This window comes from Acinetobacter sp. GQ146, from assembly GCF_059758585.1.
The window spans coordinates 414,318-433,705 of record NZ_JCAXDV010000001.1 but is presented as its reverse complement, the minus strand read 5'-3'; the positions used below and the strand labels follow the sequence as shown (position 1 = coordinate 433,705).

The window sequence follows — 19,388 nt, the reverse complement described above, 5'->3', positions numbered from 1 at the left end:
AGCTATACGACCTCTAATTCTTATCTTTCTACTTTCAACACAGCAAGGAACGCTTCTTGTGGGATTTCTACGCTGCCCACTTGCTTCATGCGTTTTTTACCTTCTTTTTGCTTCGCTAAAAGTTTTTTCTTACGTGAAACGTCACCACCATAACATTTCGCCAATACGTTTTTACGCATGGCTTTTACCGTTGAACGCGCAATAATTTGAGCGCCAATGGCTGCCTGAATCGCGACATCAAACATTTGACGTGGAATGAGGTCTTTCATTTTTTCCACCAAGGCAATGCCACGATGGCGTGCATCTTGACGGTGACAAATCATGGCTAAGGCATCAACCTTTTCACTGTTAATCAAGACATCTACTTTCACCAAAGAAGAGCTTTCAAAACGGACAAAGTTATAGTCCAAAGATGCAAAACCACGAGAACACGATTTCAACTTATCAAAGAAATCCATGACCACTTCAGCCATTGGAATTTCAAACGTGATCGAAACCTGATTACCCAAGAACTTCATGTCTTTTTGCACACCACGACGCTCAATACACAAGGTCATCACGTTACCCAAATATTCTTGCGGTACTAAAATATGACACTCTGCAATCGGTTCACGTAAATCTTCAACTGTTGAACCATCTGGCATTTTCGATGGGCTGTCGATATAGATGATTTCACCTTTCTTGGTCAATGCTTCATAGACCACCGTTGGTGCAGAGCTAATCAGATCAAGGTCATATTCACGTTCAAGACGTTCTTGAACGATTTCCATATGCAACATTCCCAAGAAGCCACAACGGAAACCAAAACCTAGGGCATCTGAACTTTCAGGTTCAAAGAATAAGGCTGAGTCATTGATTTGCAATTTTTGCAGAGCTTCACGGAATGGTTCAAAATCGCTGGAATCAATCGGGAATAAGCCTGCATAAACCTGCGGTTTAACCTTTTTAAAACCTGGTAAAGTAGCGACTTCAGGCGTTGCAGCAAGGGTAATGGTATCACCCACTGGCGCACCAAAAATATCTTTAATCCCCGCAATCACAAAACCGACTTCGCCCGCTTCAAGCATATCCGTTTCGGTATGCTTCGGATTAAATACCCCGACTGACGTGACAGGATGGGTTTGCCCCGTTGATTTCACCAACATTTTGTCGCCCTTACGGATACGACCTTGCTTAATACGAACTAAAGATACGACACCTAAGTAGTTATCGAACCATGAATCAATAATTAAGGCTTGAAGTGGAGCTTCACGATCACCTTGTGGTGCCGGAATCACATCGACTAAACGCGCCAAAACACCTTCTACACCCAGCCCTGTTTTTGCAGAACAGGTCGGTGCATCCGTCGCTTCGATGCCAATAATTTCTTCAATTTCATGAATTACACGCTCTGGTTCAGCTTGCGGTAAATCAATTTTGTTTAGAATTGGCAGAACTTCGAGTCCCTGCTCAATTGCGGTGTAACAGTTCGCTACCGATTGCGCTTCAACACCTTGTGCAGCATCAACCACCAGTAACGCACCTTCACAGGCAGCCAAAGAACGAGAAACTTCATAAGAAAAGTCGACGTGTCCTGGCGTATCAATAAAGTTTAATTGATACTCTTGTCCATTTGGATGGGTATAGTACAGGGTTACAGATGCAGCTTTAATGGTAATCCCACGTTCGCGTTCTAACTCCATCGAGTCCAAAACTTGGGCTTGCATTTCACGATCTTGTAAACCACCACACATTTGAATAAAACGGTCAGCCAATGTTGACTTGCCATGGTCAATGTGAGCAATAATCGAAAAATTTCGGATGTTATTGATATCAACGGATTTTTTAGCTTGCGCCATGAGTTACCTTAAGAAAAAAATAGTGCCAAGTACTAAGCAGAGGTACTAAGCGTAAGCGGTTAAACAAATTGCTGCCGATTATAACAGATTGCAAAAATGAAAAAGTGATAAATTCGTTGAAACGCACGGGTTTTTACGACTGGTTATTTTACAAACAGCAGCTCCTTCATGTTGCAAATGTATAGCTGAGGCTAAAATCTAATGGATTAATCTGCGCATCTAAAGGCTGATACGCTTGTGAAAAAGTTGGAGAAATTCTTTTTGGTCGTCCCGTCGCTATTTCCACACAGGCCCATTTCGTTTGTCCCATAAATAATACCGCCTGATCCGCAGGTCGATAAAATGCATACTGACGAAACAGATACATACTGTTAATGTCGCTTAACCAAGTTCGTAAAACCAGCTGATCATCCAATAACGCAGCTTTGCGATATTGCACATGATGTTCCACCGCCACCATGGCATGCTTTAATTCTAAATATTGTTGAATCCCCAAGCCTAAATGATTGATATGTGCAGAAGCGATATCCTGCATCCATTGTACATACACCACATTATTCACATGCCCCAGAGCATCAATATGTTTTGGCTGTACCGTTAAATTCAAATCAAAAATTGCACTCATGAACTACTTCGTCCTTGTCATGGTTTTACTTTAAGTCTGCAAACCACGTCTATACGCTGTTAAATATTGTCGCTTGCTAGAGGGTCTGATCATCAGACAAATAAAAATGCCAGTCTAAACTGAATAGGCTGGCATTGACCAGTTTGAAAGAGTTTTATCCCATCGGGTTGATTAAATTCGCATCCCGACAATAGCGCGTTGCCCATCTCGGATAAGAGAAACACGCACTACCGTATTTTTTTTCAAGCCTGAAACCGTCTTAATAAAGTCGTTAGCATTATTAATAGGACTATTATTCAATTGTGTAATGACATCCCCCGGTAAAATTCGTGCCTGCGCAGCTACACCGCCACGCATGACATCTTGAATGAGTACGCCACCTTGAATATTGAGTTGTGACAATTCAGCAACGGACAAATCCCGAATCGCGACGCCAATTTTTGGACCTGAAGTTTCAGAAACTTGCTGTGCTTTTGCAGGTGTATCATCAGGTGCAGACGTGAGCGTTGCAGTGATATTACGATGTTTATCATCACGCAACACTTCGAGCTGAATGGTTTGATTCGGCACAGAGCGGTTCAAATAATTCAATAGTTCTGAGGTTCGAGAAATTGAAATCCCATTGTATTTTAGGATGATATCCCCAGCTCTCACGCCTGCTTTCGCAGCAGGAGAATTCGGTTTGACTTCGGCAATTAAAGCGCCTTCTGGCTTAGGTAAATTGTAGGATTCTGCTAGGTTACGATCAATATCCTGCATCATCACCCCCAAATATGAACGGGTGACCTTGCCATTCTTTTTCAACTGATCGGCAATATCCATGGCCACATCAATCGGGATGGAAAAAGATAAGCCCATATAGCCGCCCGTACCACTGAAAATCCGTGAATTCACGCCAACGACTTCACCCCGTTGGTTAAATAAAGGTCCCCCCGAGTTCCCTGGATTGAGTGCCACATCGGTTTGAATAAATGGAACGGAGGTTTCTCCCATCATATTACGCATTTTGGCACTGACGATTCCCGCTGAAGCTGAATAATCAAAACCAAAAGGAGAACCAATCGCTAAAACTGGCTCACCAACTTTGAGTTGATCAACATTCCCCGCTTTCAATGCAGGAAATTGACCGCCACTCACTTTTAATAATGCCACATCGGTACGTTCATCACTTCCAACCACTGTTGCATCAAGCTCGCGGCGGTCATTCAACCTAATCGTAACTTTAGAGGCATTTTCCACCACATGGTGATTGGTCAGCAGATAACCATCTCGACTGATAAAGAAGGCACTGCCATAAGCGGTCTTTTCTTGCGGGACTTGTTGCTGTGGAATAATCACTTGATTACCGAAAAATCGTTTTAAAATTTCTGGAACTTGTTGTTGTAAGATTTCTTCTTCGGTCATTTTTTTGACCACATTCACACTCACAACCGCAGGACTGACTTGCTCAACCAAGTTTGAAAAATCTACTGCTGATGCGGCTTGAGTTTGTACTGCTGCTATTGTAAACACAGCAGCATACATTCCTTTTTGTAGATAGCCACTTTTCATAAAGCTCATTCACTCAATTATTGTTACGTATTAGACAAAAAATTTTTATCATAAAACTTGTTACTCTTGCGTAATAATATGTTCAATTATGTTTTAGCAAAACAAGCACTTATTTTTAGATAAAGTTATAGGAACTTGATTGCTTTTTCTGATAAGACTCGACCAATTTACACTTGCCTTTTATGTAAAAAAGCGGTGTCATTATCAAACTTTTTTTAAAATTAGCTGATGGAAATGTCTAATTTAAGCTTAACGCATCAATTTGATGTGATTATTGTGGGCAGTGGTGGCGCAGGTTTAAGTTTAGCACTGTCATTACCTCATCATTTCAATATTGCAGTTTTAGCAAAATCAACCCTCACTGATGCCAGTACCTATTATGCGCAAGGCGGGGTTGCTGCTGTTTTGGATGAAACGGATTCTATTCAACAGCATATTGATGACACCATGATTGCGGGGGCACAATTATGTGAACTTGACGCAGTTAAACATACGGTTGAAGGTGGACGACCTTCGGTCGACTTTCTGTTAAATCATGGCGTGCAGTTTACTTTAGATGAACAGGCTCAACTGCATTTAACCCGTGAAGGCGGTCACTCGCAACGTCGTATCATTCACGCAGCAGATGCAACCGGTCGTGCTATTTCCACGACTCTGGTGCAACGGGCGCAAGAAAAAGACAATATTACGATTTTTGAAAACTATATCGCGATTGATTTAATTACCTCACAAAAACTCGGTTTAGATGAACCGAACAATCGCGCTTTGGGGCTTTATGCCTTAGATGAAAAAACCGAACAGGTCCATACCTTCTTAGCACCCTTTACCGCTTTAGCATGTGGCGGAGCAATGAAGGCCTATCTCTACACCTCTAACCCAGACATTGCGACTGGTGATGGCATTGCCATGGCCTATCGAGCTGGCTGTCGGGTTGCCAATATGGAATTTAACCAATTTCATCCCACCTGTTTATACCATCCACAAGCACGCTCGTTCCTGATTACTGAAGCAATGCGTGGTGAAGGCGCTTACTTACGCCTACCAGATGGTGAACGCTTCATGTTGCGCTTTGATGAACGTGCCGAACTGGCACCGCGTGATATTGTGGCTCGTGCGATTGACTATGAAATTAAGCGTTTGGGTATCCGTCATGTGTGGCTGGATATTACTCACAAACCTGAAGCCTTTGTAAAAGAACACTTCCCAACCTTGTATGCACGTTTACTTGAACTGGGCATCGACATCACCAAGGAAATGATTCCTGTTGTTCCTGCTGCGCACTACACCTGTGGTGGGGTTGTGGTTGATGAACATAGCCAGACCGATTTGCAAGGTTTGTATGCCATTGGGGAAACCTCGTATACCGGCCTACATGGCGCTAACCGTATGGCCAGTAACTCACTCCTAGAATGTTTCGTTTATGGCATGAGTGCGGCAGAGCATATTGCAGCAGCATTTGTCGAAAATTATCAATCTCCACAAGTACCTGAATGGGATGATTCCCAAGTCATGAATCCTGATGAAGATGTAGTGATTTTACAAAACTGGGATGAGTTACGCCAAACCATGTGGAACTATGTCGGGATTGTTCGCACCACGAAACGCTTACAGCGTGCCTTGCATCGTATTGAAATGTTGAAACGTGAAATCACCGAATATTACGAAGATTATCAAGTCAGCAAAAATCTGATTGAACTGCGTAATTTGGTTCTGGTTTCGGAAATGATTGTACGCTGTGCGATGGAACGTAAAGAATCGCGAGGCTTACATTTTACCTTGGATTATCCTGAGCTAGCACCTGAATTACGTAAAACCGTACTGACGCCACCTAATTTCCAAGTGGAAACTCCCTTGGTCAATGCGCAAGAAGCGGTATAAGTCATTAAAATTTCTGGCACAGTCGCTAAAACTGTGCCAGAGATGACTCGCTTAGCCTATAGCAGCTACATGCTGCGGAGGCACAGAATAAGTCCCCGTGACGTGTGCCACAGGCTCATCTTCATGGGCTGAATAAATCCAAACCTCACCCACAATCAAGGCTTTGCCCACTTTCATGAGTTTGCACACGCCGCGTAAATCCTGTGAAGCCGCAGGCTTACGCAAAAAATTAATATTTAGATTGGTGGTCACCGTCAGCCCAACAAGACCAATCTCCCCCAGTATCGCGATATACAAGGCATAATCTGCCACAGTCATCATGGTAGGACCTGACACCGTCCCTCCTGGACGTAAATCCCGATCATCAATATGATAAATGACCGTTGCTCCACGCTCGGTGATCGATTCAATTTCACATTTTTCTAAACTTTGCGGAAAATGCTGCATTAAAAACTGAACAATTTCAGCTTGCTTCACTTGCACATTCATTAATTGATCGCTTCCCAAATTTCCCTATTCGATCATCACTATAAAAGATAATAGGATGATCGGCACTAGGAAATTCGATCAAGGATTAGGCTAAATACGACAAAGCTTGGGCAAAGACCTGATCTGGCATTTGTGTCGCATCGAGGCGCTTGATCCGCTCAGGCTGTTGCTCCCATAGGCTTTGATAACCTGCACGGACTTTCTCAAAGAAACTGACTTTCTCTTGCTCAAAACGATCGAGTGCACCACGTTCACGTGCACGCGCCATGCCCGTTTCAATTGGTGCATCCAACCAAAAGGTAATGTTCGGCATATGCGAAACAAAATGATCATTTAATAAATTTAATTTGCTCTGGTTTAAACCACGGCCTGAACATTGATAGGCAAAACTGGCATCGGTGAAACGGTCACACAATACCATCTTGCCCGCTTCTAATGCAGGCACAATCACCTGTTGCAAATGTTGCGCTCGAGCCGCGTAGATCAGTAGCAATTCAGTGTCATTGGACATGAGTTCATCGTGATTGACGGCCAACAGCAAGCTGCGAATCTGTTCGGCCATAGGGGTGCCGCCCGGTTCACGCGTCAGCACCACTTCGGTACCTTGCTGTTGAAAATGCTCATGTATTTTACGAATCAGGGTGGTTTTCCCGACACCTTCCGTGCCTTCAAAACTAATAAACATGCCTCACTCCTGTTTCGATTTTAAAACGCTTAAATATTCTTGCACCGCACGATTGTGTTCTTCCAGTGTCGCGCTAAATTTATGTCCGCCATTGCCGGTCGCGACAAAATAAATATTGTCGGCATTATCTGGATGCATGGCCGCTTCAATGGCTTTCTTGCTCGGTAAAGCAATCGGTGTAGGCGGCAGACCATTCATGGTATAGGTGTTATAAGCCGTCGGTGTTCTTAAATCTTGGCGGGTAATATTGCCTTTATAACGATCTCCCATCCCGTAAATCACAGTTGGGTCGGTTTGCAGACGCATGCCTTTTTGCAAGCGACGTACAAACACACCTGAAACTTGCTCTAGCTCGCTGTCGATACTGGTTTCTTTTTCAATAATTGACGCCATAATCAGCGCTTCATATTTATCTTTATACGGTAAATTTGGTGCCCGATTTTCCCATGCCTGATCTAGATTTTTCATTTGACGGCGATACAAATCGGTCAGAATCTTCTTATCCGATTCACCTTTATTGAAAAAATAGGTGTCAGGTGCAAACAAACCTTCAGGATGAGTAAAGGGGATATTTAAGGCCTGCAACATCTCGGCTTGGGATAAAGTCGAAACTTCTTTTTTCACCATCGGATTTTGTTGTAATTGCTCAACAAGTTGCTTAAACGTGGTGCCTTCAATCACCAAAATACGGTTCATCTGCGCATTTTCGGCATTGGATATCAATTCCAAGACCTGACGTACACTCATCCCTTGATGAATTTCATAGACACCTGCTTTTAAGGTGTCATGAATCATTATTTTTTGATAGAGCTTTAAAATAAATGGAAAATGGATCTTATTTTCTTTAGATAAACGATCAATTAAACCCGAATAAGAGTCGCCCTGCCCAATGGCCAAAAGCTGTTTTTTCCCTTCGACTGGATAAGCCTTAAATAAGCTCGACCACAGCATGCCGATAACAACAATAACAGCTAAAACAAACCAAACGCCGCGTTTTTTATATAACGCTGTCGTGGCTTGTGTGCTTTTCTTTGCAGGTTTTTTTTTCGGTTTAGGTTTACTGCTCATAATAAGGCTAGATGATCTGATTCAATTGTAAAGTATTAAAAAGCTCAATACAGGGTTCAACCGCTAATGCTTGCTGATCAAGCATTGTGGCAATTTTCATAGGCTGCAACGCATTGCAAAAAAACAAGCTTTGAAAATTCGATATTTCTTCCGAATCCACCAAGCGCTGCTCACAAGCAATGCCAGATTGCTGCATGCGTCGTAAAATCTCGCTACGCATCACACCATGCACGCCATTATAACGAAGTTCAGGCGTAATCCATGTGTCATTTATGCGAAAGAAGCAATTACTGCTTACACCTTCTACAATCAAACCTTGAACATCCAACACCAACGCTTCTAACCAGCCCTGTTGATCTGCCTCTTGCTTCAGCATGACCTGCTCTAAGCGATTCAGGCTTTTAATCCCGACCAAGTTCGGCATACTTAAGCCCATTGCTGTCTGCAATATTCCTGCTTGGATCTGCTCATAGTGGAACGGTTCAATCGCTTTAGGATAAAAAAATACCCAGACATCTGCTGGATGTTGCGGCAAACTATAGCCCCGTTGCCCTTCACCACGGCTAATCACGACCTTTAACGTCCCGTTCAGATGCAAAAACTGCTGCTGCATCTGCAGCAAGGTTTTTTCAATTTGGGCCAGATCTGCTTGCAGAAACAGACGTTCGCACGCCTGTTGTAAACGCGCGAAATGCAAGGCTTCTAGCTCAATTTTATTATCGACAATACGTGCCGTAGTAAAACAGCCATCGCCATAGTGAAATGCACGGTCTAATAGTGCAATTTCCTTCACTTCTTGCGCATTCTTAAAACAAAGCATATTGATCTGTCCTCTTGACCCTGCCGTAGTGTAGGGAGTCTAGTTTAAATTTTATTGCTTTTTTATTCATATCAAATTCGTTTTTTATTATTTTTTTTGCAAAAAACTCAAGGCTATTCTTGCCTCATGACATAAGCACACAAATTATTGAGGCAACAAATGCGTTTTTCTACTTTAAAACTCGGGGTCATCGCTGCACTGATTTCAATTACATCCGTCAATGCATCAGCACGTGACTTTCTGAACGTGTCCTATGATCCAACACGTGAACTGTATAGTGATGTCAACACTCAATTTGGTAAATACTGGAAAAGCCGTACAGGTCAAGACATCAATTTTAAACAATCGCATGGCGGTTCTGGCAAACAAGCCCGCGCAGTCATCGATGGACTTGAAGCTGATGTAGTCACTCTGGCACTGGCTGCCGATATTGATGTAATTGCGGAAAAAGCCAAGCTCCTCCCAACAGACTGGCAGAAAAAGTTGCCACAAAACTCAACGCCCTACACCTCCACCATTGTGTTTTTAGTGCGTAAAGGCAATCCCAAAGGCATTAAAGACTGGGGTGATTTAGTCAAACCGAATGTCGGCATTATTACCCCGAACCCGAAAACGTCAGGGGGCGCTCGCTGGAATTATTTAGCGGCTTGGGCTTGGGCCAAACATCAACCCAATGGAAATGATGCCAAGGCGCAAGCATTTGTAGGTCAAATCTATAAAAACACCAAAGTACTGGATTCAGGTGCACGTGGTGCAACCACCACTTTTGCAGAACGTGGGATTGGGGATGTCTTGCTCGCTTGGGAAAATGAAGCCTACCTTGCGGTGCGTGAGCAACCGGGAAAATTTGAAATCGTGACGCCATCTTTATCTATTTTGGCTGAACCCCCAGTCGCGATTGTTGAAAAAAATGTCAACAAGCATGGCACACAATATTTGGCACAGGGCTACTTAAACTTCTTGTATTCACCACTTGGGCAACAACTGGCCGCCAAACATTTTTATCGTCCACGTAATGCCACCACGTTGGCGCAGTACCAACATATCTTTAAACCGTTAAAACTGGTCACGATTGATCAAGAGTTTGGCGGCTGGGCCAAAGTTCAGAAACAACATTTTGAAAATGGTGGTGTGTTCGATCAGATCGTCAAAGCCAACAACACAAAATAAGCGCTTATTCAATTACACAGGAGCATCGTCATGATTCATACCCTAATTGTACCGGGTGTAGGTGGCAGTGAAGCACAGCACTGGCAATCGTGGTTACAACGCAACCTCATGTCTAGCTCCCGTGTACATCAGACGGACTGGAACCACCCCATCTTGCCACACTGGGTTGAGCAATTTGTACAGACGCTGCAACCCATTCAAGGTGAAGTACAAATCGTCGCGCATAGTTTCGGCTGTTTAACTACGGTTGCGGCTTTGGCACTCCATCCTGAACTGAACAAACAGGTGAAAAAATTGATTCTGGTTGCACCTGCCAATCCCGCACGTTTTGGCGAAGCGGGTTTTGCCCGAGACAGCAAACAGAATTATCAGGCCCATTTTCAAAACTTCAAAATCCATGTACCGACCAGCTTGTTGATTAGTGAAAATGATCCGTGGTTAAGCTTTGAAGATGCTCAGCAACTGGCCCAACACTGGAAATTGAAACCGATCAATTTAGGGCAAGTGGGTCATATTAATGTGGCATCTGGCTTTGGGCCTTTTCCTGAAATTTATGACTATCTGATTCCTGAACCATCTCGGTCACGAATGCGTTGGTCGGATGATTACCCCCATTTTCTTAACTATGCGATATAGCAATTGCATAATTTAATTCACTGATTTTTTACTGATTTTTCTTAATCAGTTTGCTCGAATTTTGAGGAATTTTCATGTCGCAGCGATCCCGAGTGCTGCCTGGGTTTGGACTTTCGCTAGGTTTTACCCTCGCTTATTTATCTTTAATCGTGCTGATTCCACTTTCAGCAGTCTTTATCAAATCGCTTGATATTGGTTGGGCAGGTTTATGGGAAATTTTAAGTTCAGAGCGAATTTTAAAGTCGCTACAACTTAGCTTTAGTGCAGCCCTCATTGCAGCTGTCATCAATGTGATTTTTGGACTACTGCTCGCTTGGTGTCTGGTTCGTTACCATTTTCCTGGAAAGCGCATAGTCGATGCCTTGGTCGATTTACCCTTTGCCTTACCAACAGCAGTTGCAGGTATTGCCCTAACATCACTTTATGCACCTACAGGCTGGGTTGGACAATATCTGGATCCTTTAGGAATACAAGTGGCCTATACCCCCATCGGGATCACCCTTGCCCTGATTTTTATTGGTATACCCTTTGTGGTCCGTACCGTTCAACCGGTTTTAAGTGACTTAGAAACCGAGCTAGAAGAAGCAGCCGCCGCTTTAGGCGCCAACCGTTTGCAAATTGTGAGCAAAGTGATTTTACCCATTTTGTTCCCTGCCTTGCTCACAGGCTTTGCGTTGGCTTTTGCCCGCGGCGTTGGTGAATATGGTTCTGTGATTTTTATTGCGGGTAATCAGCCATTTAAAACTGAAATTGCACCGTTGCTGATTATTTCGCGTTTAGAAGAATACGATTATGCCGGTGCAACAACCATTGCCGTCGTGATGCTGTTAATTTCTTTTGCCCTGCTGTTTTTAATTAACTTATTACAAGCATGGGCAAGTCGTCGTACAGGGAGAACTGCAATATGAGCTTAGCCACTAACAGTCATGCCCTAGCACAACAGTTACAGTCTCGTGACGCGACCCGTGAACCGGTCTGGGTACGCTACACCTTACTCAGTATTGCCTTAATCTTCTTTTTAAGCTGCTTAATCCTGCCTTTGATTCTGGTTTTTGTTGAAGCCTTCAAGCAAGGCGTTGCGGTTTATTTTCAGGCTTTAATCGATCCAGACACATTATCTGCGGTAAAACTCACCTTATTAACAGCAGCAATTGCAGTACCCCTCAATGTTGTGTTTGGTGTGGCTGCAGCATGGTCCGTTGCTAAATTTAATTTTCGTGGAAAGTCGATTTTGACCACCCTAATTGACCTGCCATTTTCGGTTTCCCCTGTCATTGCCGGATTAATGTTAGTCCTGATTTTTGGGACACAAGGCTGGATGGGCAACTGGTTACTCGATCATGACATCAAGATTTTGTATGCCGTTCCAGCGATTGTGCTAGCAACCGTGTTCATTACCGTTCCTTTTGTTGCCCGCGAGTTGATTCCGCTGATGGAAGCTCAAGGGACAGAGGAAGAAGAAGCTGCGATAGTTCTTGGTGCTTCAGGTTGGCAAACCTTTTGGAAAGTAACGCTCCCCAACATCAAATGGGGTCTGATTTATGGGGTCATCCTGTGTAATGCCCGCGCTATGGGTGAGTTTGGTGCGGTCTCCGTGGTCTCTGGACATATTCGTGGAGAAACCAATACTTTGCCCCTACATGTCGAAATTTTATATAACGAATACACCTTTAGTGCGGCTTTCGCTGTGTCTTCCTTATTGGCTTTACTGGCCATTGTGACGCTGATTTTAAAAACATGGGTCGAGTTCCGTCAGGAAAAGCAAAACCAGATCAATAGCAATTCAACAAATTAAGTAGGCATAAGCATATGAGTATTCAAGTTAAAAATATTGAAAAACACTTTGGTGCATTCCATGCACTTAAAAATATCTCTTTAGACTTTCCAGAAGGTCAACTGGTTGCCTTGTTAGGCCCTTCAGGATGCGGTAAAACGACACTACTGCGCATTATTGCAGGTCTAGAATCTGCTGATGCTGGACAAGTTATTTTGGAAGGCCAAGATTCAACGGATATTCACGTTCGTGAGCGCCAAGTCGGCTTTGTGTTTCAGCATTATGCGCTATTCCGTCACATGACCGTGTATGACAATATTGCCTTTGGGTTACGGGTACGTCCTCGTGCAACACGTCCCTCCGAAGCAGAGATTAAGAAGCGGGTCACTCGATTATTAGATTTGGTTCAGCTTGGCTTTTTAGCAGATCGCTACCCCGCACAGCTTTCGGGCGGACAACGTCAACGGATTGCCTTGGCGCGTGCCTTAGCGGTTGAGCCCCGAGTATTACTTCTTGATGAGCCGTTTGGTGCACTGGATGCCAAAGTCCGTAAAGAGCTCCGTCGCTGGTTGCGTACCCTACACGATGAACTACATATCACCTCGATTTTTGTGACCCATGATCAGGAGGAAGCGCTAGAAGTGGCCGATCAAATCGTGGTGATGAACAAAGGTAATGTTGAACAAATCGGCTCCCCGCGTGAGGTCTATGAACAACCCGCAACCCCCTTTGTGTTCGACTTCTTGGGTCAAGCCAACCGTTTTGAAGGTCACCACCATCAAGGGCTTATTCAACTGGGTGAAGATCGTATTCACTTAGATACAGCAAAACATGCACCGCATGGCAATGTTGTAGCCTTTGCCCGCCCGAATGAATTACGCATTCATACTCAGCCCAAAGACAATGCCATTCAAGCCACGTTTTTACGTGAAATCTGGATTGCAGGCAAAGTTTTGGCCGAGTTACAAGACCGCCAAGGCAACCTGATTGAAATTACGCTTAGCCCAGAAGAGTCAAAATTACATCAATTTAGACCAAATCAAACTGTTTGGTTAAGCGCAACTGCATTACACTTATTCGAAAATCAAGTCGCATAGAGACATTTAGGTGAGGCATCGCCACCTCACCCGCTTTAAGGTATAGAGAAATGAATTTCCAACAACTCAGAATTATTCGAGAAACAGTGCGACAGAACTTCAATTTAACCGAAGCATCTGCGGCTTTATACACCTCTCAATCTGGGGTCAGTAAACATATTAAAGATCTAGAAGATGAATTAGGGGTACAGCTTTTTATCCGTAAAGGCAAGCGTCTACTGGGGTTAACCGAGCCAGGACAAGCCCTGCTCGGAATTGTAGAACGCATGCTGGTAGATGCAGACAACATTAAACGCTTAGCAGATGACTTTAATAAAGTTGATGAAGGCACTTTAACCATTGCCACCACACATACCCAAGCGCGTTATGTATTGCCACCGATCGTGAATTTATTTAAAAAAGAATTCCCGAAAGTGCATTTAATTTTGCAACAAGCCAGCCCTGTTGAAATTACTGAAATGTTGTTACAAGGTGAAGCCGATATTGGTATTGCTACCGAATCACTCACTACAGAAGAAAATTTAGCTAGCGTGCCGTTTTATAACTGGCAGCACTGCATTATTACGCCTAAACAACATGAATTGGCACAAAAAGAAAAAATTGAACTGACCGATTTAGCACAATATCCGTTAATTACCTATCATGGCGGTTTTACGGGGCGTTCTAAAATCGACAAAGCCTTTGAAGAAGCACATGTAAATGTTGATATTGTCATGTCTGCGCTTGATGCCGACGTCATCAAGACCTATGTAGAGCTCGGTATGGGGGTCGGGATTGTCAATAACGTGGCTTATGATGCTGAACGTGACTACCGCTTAAAGCAAATCCAAACCGATATTTTTGGCATCAACACCACATGGCTTGCAGTACGTAAAGGCCATTTACTCCGTGGCTATGGTTACGAGTTTATTTCCCTTTGCTCGCCTGAAACCGATATTAAAGCATTAAAGAAAATCGCTTATCCTGAAGACTAAGCAACAATATGGAATGGAGATAATCTAAGGATTATCTCCTTTTATTGCTAATTTTTAATTTCAACCAAATTCACAAATTCTACAATTAGTCAGAACAACATAATCATCTTGCTTCATTCTGCATAATTCCACACAATGAGTCGCACCGACATTAGAACAATCAGTAAATTCATCATAATTTTAGGTATGTTTTCATGTGGAAAATCAGCTCTTTGACCTCAGCCATCATCTTTCTTCCCTCCTCAGTTCAGGCGGGAGGGATGGAATTATCTGGACAATCCCTTGGCTCCTTTTTTGAACACGGCAATTATGCTGAAATCACTGTCGCGCATTTAAATGCCGATATTTCCGGACAAGTGCAAAATCAGGATGTTTTAGCCGAGATAGGCGTCACCGATTTTTCTACTGGTAATTTTGTCGAAGACCGAAATTTTCTACAAGCAGCACTCAAGTTTCAGCCACATCCCAAAATTGCGGTCGGACTGATTTTCGATCAGCCTTTTGGTGTCGACATTCAATATCATTATCGTCCTGAGACCGTGATCGGCCCCATCGAGATTGAATCCACAGAAATCAATTTTGACAGTCAAAATATCACCACCATTTTTGGCTATCAACTGAATCCCTCATGGCAAATCTACTCCGGACTGGCTCTACAAAGCTTTGAAGGCGAGCTACAAGTATTCGGACAAAGTTTTTCTTTTTTAAATGGTTATCGTGCCGAATTTAAAAAAGATCATGCTGTAGGTTGGCTTGCTGGTCTAAGTTATCAAATTCCTGAATACGCATTTCGCAGTAGCCTAACCTACCGCTCGGCAATTAAACATAAAGTGCATGTAAATGAATCGATTCAGAACCAGCCGATTAGCTTTACTACAGCGGATAAAACTACCATTCAAACACCTGCATCTGTCAATCTGGATTTTCAAACTGGGATTTCGCAAAAAAATCTGATTTATGCTTCGCTCCGCTGGGTCAATTGGAGTGACTATATCATTCAGCCCACTCAGTTCGCTGCCATCATCGCAAGTGCCGCGCAATATGCTCCTGAAATTCGTTCCTTCAAAATGATTCAATATCAAGAGGATCAATGGTCTGGAAAAATTGGCATTGCCCATCAATTCAGCCCACGCTGGGTTTCTACCCTTGATCTAAGCTGGGATTCTGGCAGCGGCAATACAGCGTCTACATTAAGCCCCGTTGATGGTTATTACGGACTTGGACTCGGTACACTCTACTACTGGCAACCCCAGTCCTTCATGGCTTTCGGAACCCAATATTTACGCTTTAACAAAGCCAAAACCGTTATGGATAGTGAGGCGGAAGGAAAAATTGCGACTTTATATTCAGTCAATCAGAATGATGCATGGGTCTTTGGTGGAAAAATTGGACATCACTTTTAGTTGACGTTGTCTATCGGCATAAAAAACGGGCATGCAGCCCGTTTTTTTATTTCTAAGCTACCTCTTATTAGAAGTGATAGCTTACACCCAGTTTCGCCACTGGCATCCATTCATATTTATCATCATTAGCAACATTACGCTCATGTTCAGCAAGTAGTTCTTGATCTGCGGCTGTACCACCCACACCAGTCAATTTGGCTTGCGGATTACCCGTATAATAAGCACCAACCTCACCAAACACACCTACACGGTCAGTAATTTTAGGTGCAAAACCTAGACCCAAGTATGGTGCAATGTCATTGTTATAGTTAACTTTACCCGTTACAGATTTAAAGTCGGTTTGCTTGCCATCAATTTCAATACTGCCACTACCAGCTTTAGATTTGAGCGTGTATTCACTATCGACATAGCCAACACCCGCTGCCATGTAAAGAGAATTTGCCCACATGTTCGAACTTGTACCCCAAGGACGTACTTCAGCGTTTAAATAAGTCAGATTATTTTTCATGTCCATGTCATATTTCACGCCATCTACAGACAGGTCATCTGACCAAGAAACATCACCACCATTATAACCAAGGGTTACACCCACATAAGGGTTTGCGGTCCAAGTGACTGCACCACCATAACCTGTTGTCCCCGCCTCAGCACGGACAGAAGTTGGCATGAGTTGGTTAGAAACACGACCATCATTAATGACTGGTTCTTCTGCCATTGCAGTACCTGCAAAAGCGGTCATTGTAGTTGCAATCGCAATTAAACTTAGTTTTTTCATTACTGGTCTCCTCAGAAGATTAAACTTTTAATCGTGAAGTTGTTTTGATGAACTCATGCTAGACCAGAACATCGGTACTTTTTATGAACAATTTGCTAGGTTTGTGTTAACTTTTGATACATATTTCATGAAATATCGTTTGCAAACACTAATTTGTTTAACAACTTATACAATTTAACATAGGTTTTTACTTAACTGTCTTAATTATAAATTCCGATGCTAAGACGATTTTTCATCTATTTTTGAGCAAATATAGTGTAAAATCTTCAAAATTTTTTTGGAAGGAAGATCATGTCTCAGCTTTCGACAATTATCGAACAAGCCTTTGAAGACCGTGCCAATTTCACAGCAGCGGACTGTCCTGCAGAAATTCGCAATGCTGTTGAACAAGCTATCGCTGGTTTAGACAACGGTTCATTACGCGTTGCTGAAAAAATCGACGGCGAATGGGTTGTACATCAATGGCTTAAAAAAGCAGTCTTGTTATCGTTCAAATTAAACGACAACAAACCAATTGAGTCTTGTGATCTTCGTTTCTATGACAAAGTAGACACTAAATTCTCGGGTTGGACTGAAGAACAGTTCAAAGCTGCAGGCGTACGTGTTGTACCTCCAGCCGTTGCACGTAAAGGCAGCTTCCAAGCGAAAAACGTGGTGTTAATGCCATCTTATGTCAACATTGGTGCTTATGTAGATGAAGGCACAATGGTTGATACATGGGCAACTGTAGGTTCATGTGCACAAATCGGTAAAAACGTTCACTTGTCTGGTGGCGTAGGTATCGGTGGTGTATTAGAGCCATTACAAGCGAACCCAACTATTATTGAAGACAACTGCTTCATCGGTGCACGTTCTGAAATCGTTGAAGGCGTAATTGTTGAAGAAGGTTCTGTGATTTCAATGGGCGTGTTCATTGGTCAATCAACCAAGATTTATGACCGCGAAACTGGCGAAATCCACTACGGCCGTGTACCAGCAGGTTCTGTGGTTGTTTCTGGTAGCCTTCCATCTAAATGCGGTACTTACAGCTTATATGCTGCAATTATCGTGAAAAAAGTTGATGCGAAAACTCGTGCTAAAACCAGCTTGAACGAATTATTACGCGAAGACTAATTCTTCAAAATGCTTTTCGGTCTCTACGGTCAGGCATGATCGTAGAGATTTTTATTTTTCTATCATGTGGTTATCTTGTGCTATGAATACTCTCCGATCTTCGGCTATTCCTGTTTCTGATCCGGCTGCGGGCTTACGCATCACGGAGATTTTCTATTCATTACAAGGTGAAGCAAATACAGCAGGACTGCCGACGGTATTTATCCGTTTAACAGGTTGTCCGCTACGTTGTACCTATTGTGATACCACCTACTCCTTTGAAGGTGGCGAGCGTCAGTCGCTCGAACAGATTATTGAAACTACGCTAGACTTTCAAACGCCTTATGTCTGCGTGACAGGTGGCGAGCCATTGGCACAACCCAATGCATTACCTTTAATGACGCGTCTGGCCGATTTAGGTTGTGAAGTCTCTTTAGAAACCAGTGGTGCTTTAGATGTTGCTAAGGTCGATCCCCGTGTTTCAAAAGTATTAGACTTAAAAACCCCAACTTCGGGTGAAGAACATCGTAATTTGATCAGTAATTTGGCGCATCTTACGCCTCACGATCAGATCAAATTCGTGATTTGTAACCGTGAAGACTACGAATGGTCAAAACTACAAGTTGCACAGTACCAACTACAGGATAAAGTCAGTACCGTTTGGTTCTCCCCTGCTTTTGCTGTTGAAAAAGGTGCTGTACGCTTACCGCAACTCGCGCGTGACTTAGCGCAATGGATTTTAGAAGACCATCTCCCTGTTCGTTTCCAACTTCAGCTGCATAAACTGTTGTGGAACGATGAAACTGGTCGTTAATTGCTTTTAGAGATTTAGGAGATTTGCAGATGCGCACTCGTGCCATAGTCTTGTTATCTGGCGGCTTAGACTCAACTACTTGTTTAGCTTGGGCACAAGCACGTTACGAATGCATGGCAATTAGCTTTATGTATGGTCAACGCTCTACCACAGAACTTGATGCTGCAAAAGCGTTAACACAACGTGCTGGTGTTGAACATCGTATTATTAATATTGATTTAAGTAACTTAGGTGGTTCCGCCTTAACCGACCATAGCATTGATGTACCAGAACAACTGCAAGATGGCATTCCTGTAACTTATGTTCCAGCACGTAACACCATTTTCTTGTCCTATGCTTTGGCTGCAGCAGAAGTTTTTGGGGCTGAAGCGATTGTGATTGGTATCAATGCTGTTGATTATTCTGGTTATCCTGATTGCCGTCCAGAATATATCGAAGCGTTTGCCAACATGGCGCGCTTGGCAACCAAAGTTGGCGTCGAAGGAAAACCTCTTAAATTTGAAACACCTCTGTTACATTTATCCAAAGCAAATATCATTCGCTTGGGTATTGAACATGGCGTAGACTATAGTCAAACAGTGTCTTGCTACCAAGCAGATGACCAAGGACGTGCTTGTGGTAAATGCGACAGCTGCCGCTTACGCAAACAAGGCTTTGAAGACGCAGGTGTAGCAGACCCAACACGTTACATACCGTAAT

The 19,388-nt window shown here is 43.2% G+C and carries 19 protein-coding genes; 11 read left to right on the top strand and 8 right to left on the bottom strand.

Annotation, left to right across the window (positions count from 1 at the left end):
• Positions 1–20: 20 nt before the first annotated feature.
• From lepA to AC6CHI_RS02010, 3 genes are all read right to left on the bottom strand, one after another.
• On the bottom strand, positions 21–1,838 hold the full coding sequence (gene lepA / locus AC6CHI_RS02020) for a translation elongation factor 4 (protein WP_498119214.1): 1,818 nt from the start codon (positions 1,836–1,838) through the stop codon (positions 21–23).
• 166 nt (positions 1,839–2,004) lie between these two features.
• The gene (locus tag AC6CHI_RS02015) at positions 2,005–2,463 is read right to left on the bottom strand and encodes an acyl-CoA thioesterase (protein ID WP_458890717.1); all 459 of its coding nucleotides are present in this window, start codon (positions 2,461–2,463) and stop codon (positions 2,005–2,007) included.
• Positions 2,464–2,634: 171 nt separating this feature from the next.
• Positions 2,635–4,014, bottom strand: coding sequence for a Do family serine endopeptidase (locus AC6CHI_RS02010; RefSeq protein WP_498119213.1), 1,380 nt, complete (start codon positions 4,012–4,014; stop codon positions 2,635–2,637).
• A 228-nt stretch (positions 4,015–4,242) separates the two neighbouring features.
• Between AC6CHI_RS02010 and nadB the strand changes: the two genes are divergently transcribed.
• Positions 4,243–5,892, top strand: a complete 1,650-nt coding sequence (nadB, locus tag AC6CHI_RS02005; RefSeq protein WP_498119212.1) for an L-aspartate oxidase — start codon at positions 4,243–4,245, stop codon at positions 5,890–5,892.
• A gap of 51 nt (positions 5,893–5,943) precedes the next feature.
• Here nadB and AC6CHI_RS02000 read toward each other — a convergent pair whose 3' ends face one another.
• The 4 genes from AC6CHI_RS02000 to pabC all read right to left on the bottom strand — a co-directional run bounded on the left by AC6CHI_RS02000 (position 5,944) and on the right by pabC (position 8,954).
• Entirely contained in the window at positions 5,944–6,381 is a 438-nt protein-coding gene (locus AC6CHI_RS02000) for a PaaI family thioesterase (RefSeq protein WP_498119211.1), read from the bottom strand.
• Positions 6,382–6,466: 85 nt separating this feature from the next.
• Positions 6,467–7,066 (bottom strand): dTMP kinase, encoded by a 600-nt coding sequence (gene tmk / locus AC6CHI_RS01995; protein WP_498119210.1) that lies wholly within the window; start codon positions 7,064–7,066, stop codon positions 6,467–6,469.
• Between the two features lie 3 nt (positions 7,067–7,069).
• On the bottom strand, positions 7,070–8,134 hold the full coding sequence (gene mltG / locus AC6CHI_RS01990) for an endolytic transglycosylase MltG (protein ID WP_498119209.1): 1,065 nt from the start codon (positions 8,132–8,134) through the stop codon (positions 7,070–7,072).
• Positions 8,135–8,141: 7 nt separating this feature from the next.
• Positions 8,142–8,954 (bottom strand): aminodeoxychorismate lyase, encoded by an 813-nt coding sequence (gene pabC / locus AC6CHI_RS01985; RefSeq protein WP_498119208.1) that lies wholly within the window; start codon positions 8,952–8,954, stop codon positions 8,142–8,144.
• A gap of 159 nt (positions 8,955–9,113) precedes the next feature.
• Here pabC and AC6CHI_RS01980 point away from each other — a divergent pair, with 159 nt between their 5' ends.
• The 7 genes from AC6CHI_RS01980 (at position 9,114) to AC6CHI_RS01950 (ending at position 16,008) form a co-directional block, all read left to right on the top strand.
• Positions 9,114–10,124: a sulfate ABC transporter substrate-binding protein gene (locus AC6CHI_RS01980; protein ID WP_498119207.1), complete on the top strand. Its 1,011-nt coding sequence runs from the start codon at positions 9,114–9,116 to the stop codon at positions 10,122–10,124.
• A gap of 30 nt (positions 10,125–10,154) precedes the next feature.
• Positions 10,155–10,760, top strand: a complete 606-nt coding sequence (locus AC6CHI_RS01975) for an RBBP9/YdeN family alpha/beta hydrolase (RefSeq protein WP_498119206.1) — start codon at positions 10,155–10,157, stop codon at positions 10,758–10,760.
• 74 nt (positions 10,761–10,834) lie between these two features.
• Positions 10,835–11,668 carry a sulfate ABC transporter permease subunit CysT gene (gene cysT / locus AC6CHI_RS01970; protein WP_458890725.1) on the top strand — a complete coding sequence of 278 codons (834 nt, stop codon included), beginning with the start codon at positions 10,835–10,837 and terminating at the stop codon, positions 11,666–11,668.
• Complete coding sequence (gene cysW, locus AC6CHI_RS01965; RefSeq protein ID WP_498119205.1) at positions 11,665–12,555, top strand: sulfate ABC transporter permease subunit CysW; 891 nt, start codon at positions 11,665–11,667, stop codon at positions 12,553–12,555. Before cysT ends, cysW begins: the two co-directional genes overlap by 4 nt.
• Positions 12,556–12,569: 14 nt before the next feature.
• Entirely contained in the window at positions 12,570–13,631 is a 1,062-nt protein-coding gene (locus tag AC6CHI_RS01960) for a sulfate/molybdate ABC transporter ATP-binding protein (protein ID WP_498119204.1), read from the top strand.
• Between the two features lie 50 nt (positions 13,632–13,681).
• A complete protein-coding gene (locus AC6CHI_RS01955) occupies positions 13,682–14,605 on the top strand; it encodes a CysB family HTH-type transcriptional regulator (RefSeq protein ID WP_498119203.1) in 924 nt (307 codons plus the stop codon).
• Between the two features lie 194 nt (positions 14,606–14,799).
• Positions 14,800–16,008 carry an OmpP1/FadL family transporter gene (locus AC6CHI_RS01950; protein WP_498119202.1) on the top strand — a complete coding sequence of 403 codons (1,209 nt, stop codon included), beginning with the start codon at positions 14,800–14,802 and terminating at the stop codon, positions 16,006–16,008.
• Positions 16,009–16,075: 67 nt separating this feature from the next.
• On the opposite strand, the gene carO is transcribed toward AC6CHI_RS01950, so the two are convergent.
• A complete protein-coding gene (gene carO, locus AC6CHI_RS01945) occupies positions 16,076–16,783 on the bottom strand; it encodes an ornithine uptake porin CarO (RefSeq protein WP_458890730.1) in 708 nt (235 codons plus the stop codon).
• Between the two features lie 291 nt (positions 16,784–17,074).
• On the opposite strand from carO, the gene dapD reads away from it, so the two are divergent.
• The 3 genes from dapD to queC all read left to right on the top strand — a co-directional run bounded on the left by dapD (position 17,075) and on the right by queC (position 19,387).
• Entirely contained in the window at positions 17,075–17,896 is an 822-nt protein-coding gene (gene dapD / locus AC6CHI_RS01940) for a 2,3,4,5-tetrahydropyridine-2,6-dicarboxylate N-succinyltransferase (RefSeq protein WP_458890731.1), read from the top strand.
• Positions 17,897–17,978: 82 nt separating this feature from the next.
• On the top strand, positions 17,979–18,689 hold the full coding sequence (gene queE, locus AC6CHI_RS01935) for a 7-carboxy-7-deazaguanine synthase QueE (RefSeq protein ID WP_458890732.1): 711 nt from the start codon (positions 17,979–17,981) through the stop codon (positions 18,687–18,689).
• A gap of 29 nt (positions 18,690–18,718) precedes the next feature.
• Positions 18,719–19,387 (top strand): 7-cyano-7-deazaguanine synthase QueC, encoded by a 669-nt coding sequence (gene queC, locus AC6CHI_RS01930; RefSeq protein WP_458890733.1) that lies wholly within the window; start codon positions 18,719–18,721, stop codon positions 19,385–19,387.
• Position 19,388: the final 1 nt, after the last annotated feature.

What these genes read in the sequence shown, in the direction of transcription:
- mltG (WP_498119209.1), bottom strand. Translation starts at nt 8,134, where the DNA reads ATGAGCAGTAAACCTAAACCGAAAAAAAAACCTGCAAAGAAAAGCACA.
- cysW (WP_498119205.1), top strand. Translation starts at nt 11,665, where the DNA reads ATGAGCTTAGCCACTAACAGTCATGCCCTAGCACAACAGTTACAGTCT.
- AC6CHI_RS02000 (WP_498119211.1), bottom strand. Translation starts at nt 6,381, where the DNA reads ATGAATGTGCAAGTGAAGCAAGCTGAAATTGTTCAGTTTTTAATGCAG.
- lepA (WP_498119214.1), bottom strand. Translation starts at nt 1,838, where the DNA reads ATGGCGCAAGCTAAAAAATCCGTTGATATCAATAACATCCGAAATTTT.
- AC6CHI_RS01950 (WP_498119202.1), top strand. Translation starts at nt 14,800, where the DNA reads ATGTGGAAAATCAGCTCTTTGACCTCAGCCATCATCTTTCTTCCCTCC.
- AC6CHI_RS02010 (WP_498119213.1), bottom strand. Translation starts at nt 4,014, where the DNA reads ATGAAAAGTGGCTATCTACAAAAAGGAATGTATGCTGCTGTGTTTACA.
- pabC (WP_498119208.1), bottom strand. Translation starts at nt 8,954, where the DNA reads ATGCTTTGTTTTAAGAATGCGCAAGAAGTGAAGGAAATTGCACTATTA.
- AC6CHI_RS01975 (WP_498119206.1), top strand. Translation starts at nt 10,155, where the DNA reads ATGATTCATACCCTAATTGTACCGGGTGTAGGTGGCAGTGAAGCACAG.
- AC6CHI_RS01955 (WP_498119203.1), top strand. Translation starts at nt 13,682, where the DNA reads ATGAATTTCCAACAACTCAGAATTATTCGAGAAACAGTGCGACAGAAC.
- cysT (WP_458890725.1), top strand. Translation starts at nt 10,835, where the DNA reads ATGTCGCAGCGATCCCGAGTGCTGCCTGGGTTTGGACTTTCGCTAGGT.
- nadB (WP_498119212.1), top strand. Translation starts at nt 4,243, where the DNA reads ATGGAAATGTCTAATTTAAGCTTAACGCATCAATTTGATGTGATTATT.
- AC6CHI_RS01980 (WP_498119207.1), top strand. Translation starts at nt 9,114, where the DNA reads ATGCGTTTTTCTACTTTAAAACTCGGGGTCATCGCTGCACTGATTTCA.
- queE (WP_458890732.1), top strand. Translation starts at nt 17,979, where the DNA reads ATGAATACTCTCCGATCTTCGGCTATTCCTGTTTCTGATCCGGCTGCG.
- queC (WP_458890733.1), top strand. Translation starts at nt 18,719, where the DNA reads ATGCGCACTCGTGCCATAGTCTTGTTATCTGGCGGCTTAGACTCAACT.
- carO (WP_458890730.1), bottom strand. Translation starts at nt 16,783, where the DNA reads ATGAAAAAACTAAGTTTAATTGCGATTGCAACTACAATGACCGCTTTT.
- tmk (WP_498119210.1), bottom strand. Translation starts at nt 7,066, where the DNA reads ATGTTTATTAGTTTTGAAGGCACGGAAGGTGTCGGGAAAACCACCCTG.
- AC6CHI_RS02015 (WP_458890717.1), bottom strand. Translation starts at nt 2,463, where the DNA reads ATGAGTGCAATTTTTGATTTGAATTTAACGGTACAGCCAAAACATATT.
- AC6CHI_RS01960 (WP_498119204.1), top strand. Translation starts at nt 12,570, where the DNA reads ATGAGTATTCAAGTTAAAAATATTGAAAAACACTTTGGTGCATTCCAT.
- dapD (WP_458890731.1), top strand. Translation starts at nt 17,075, where the DNA reads ATGTCTCAGCTTTCGACAATTATCGAACAAGCCTTTGAAGACCGTGCC.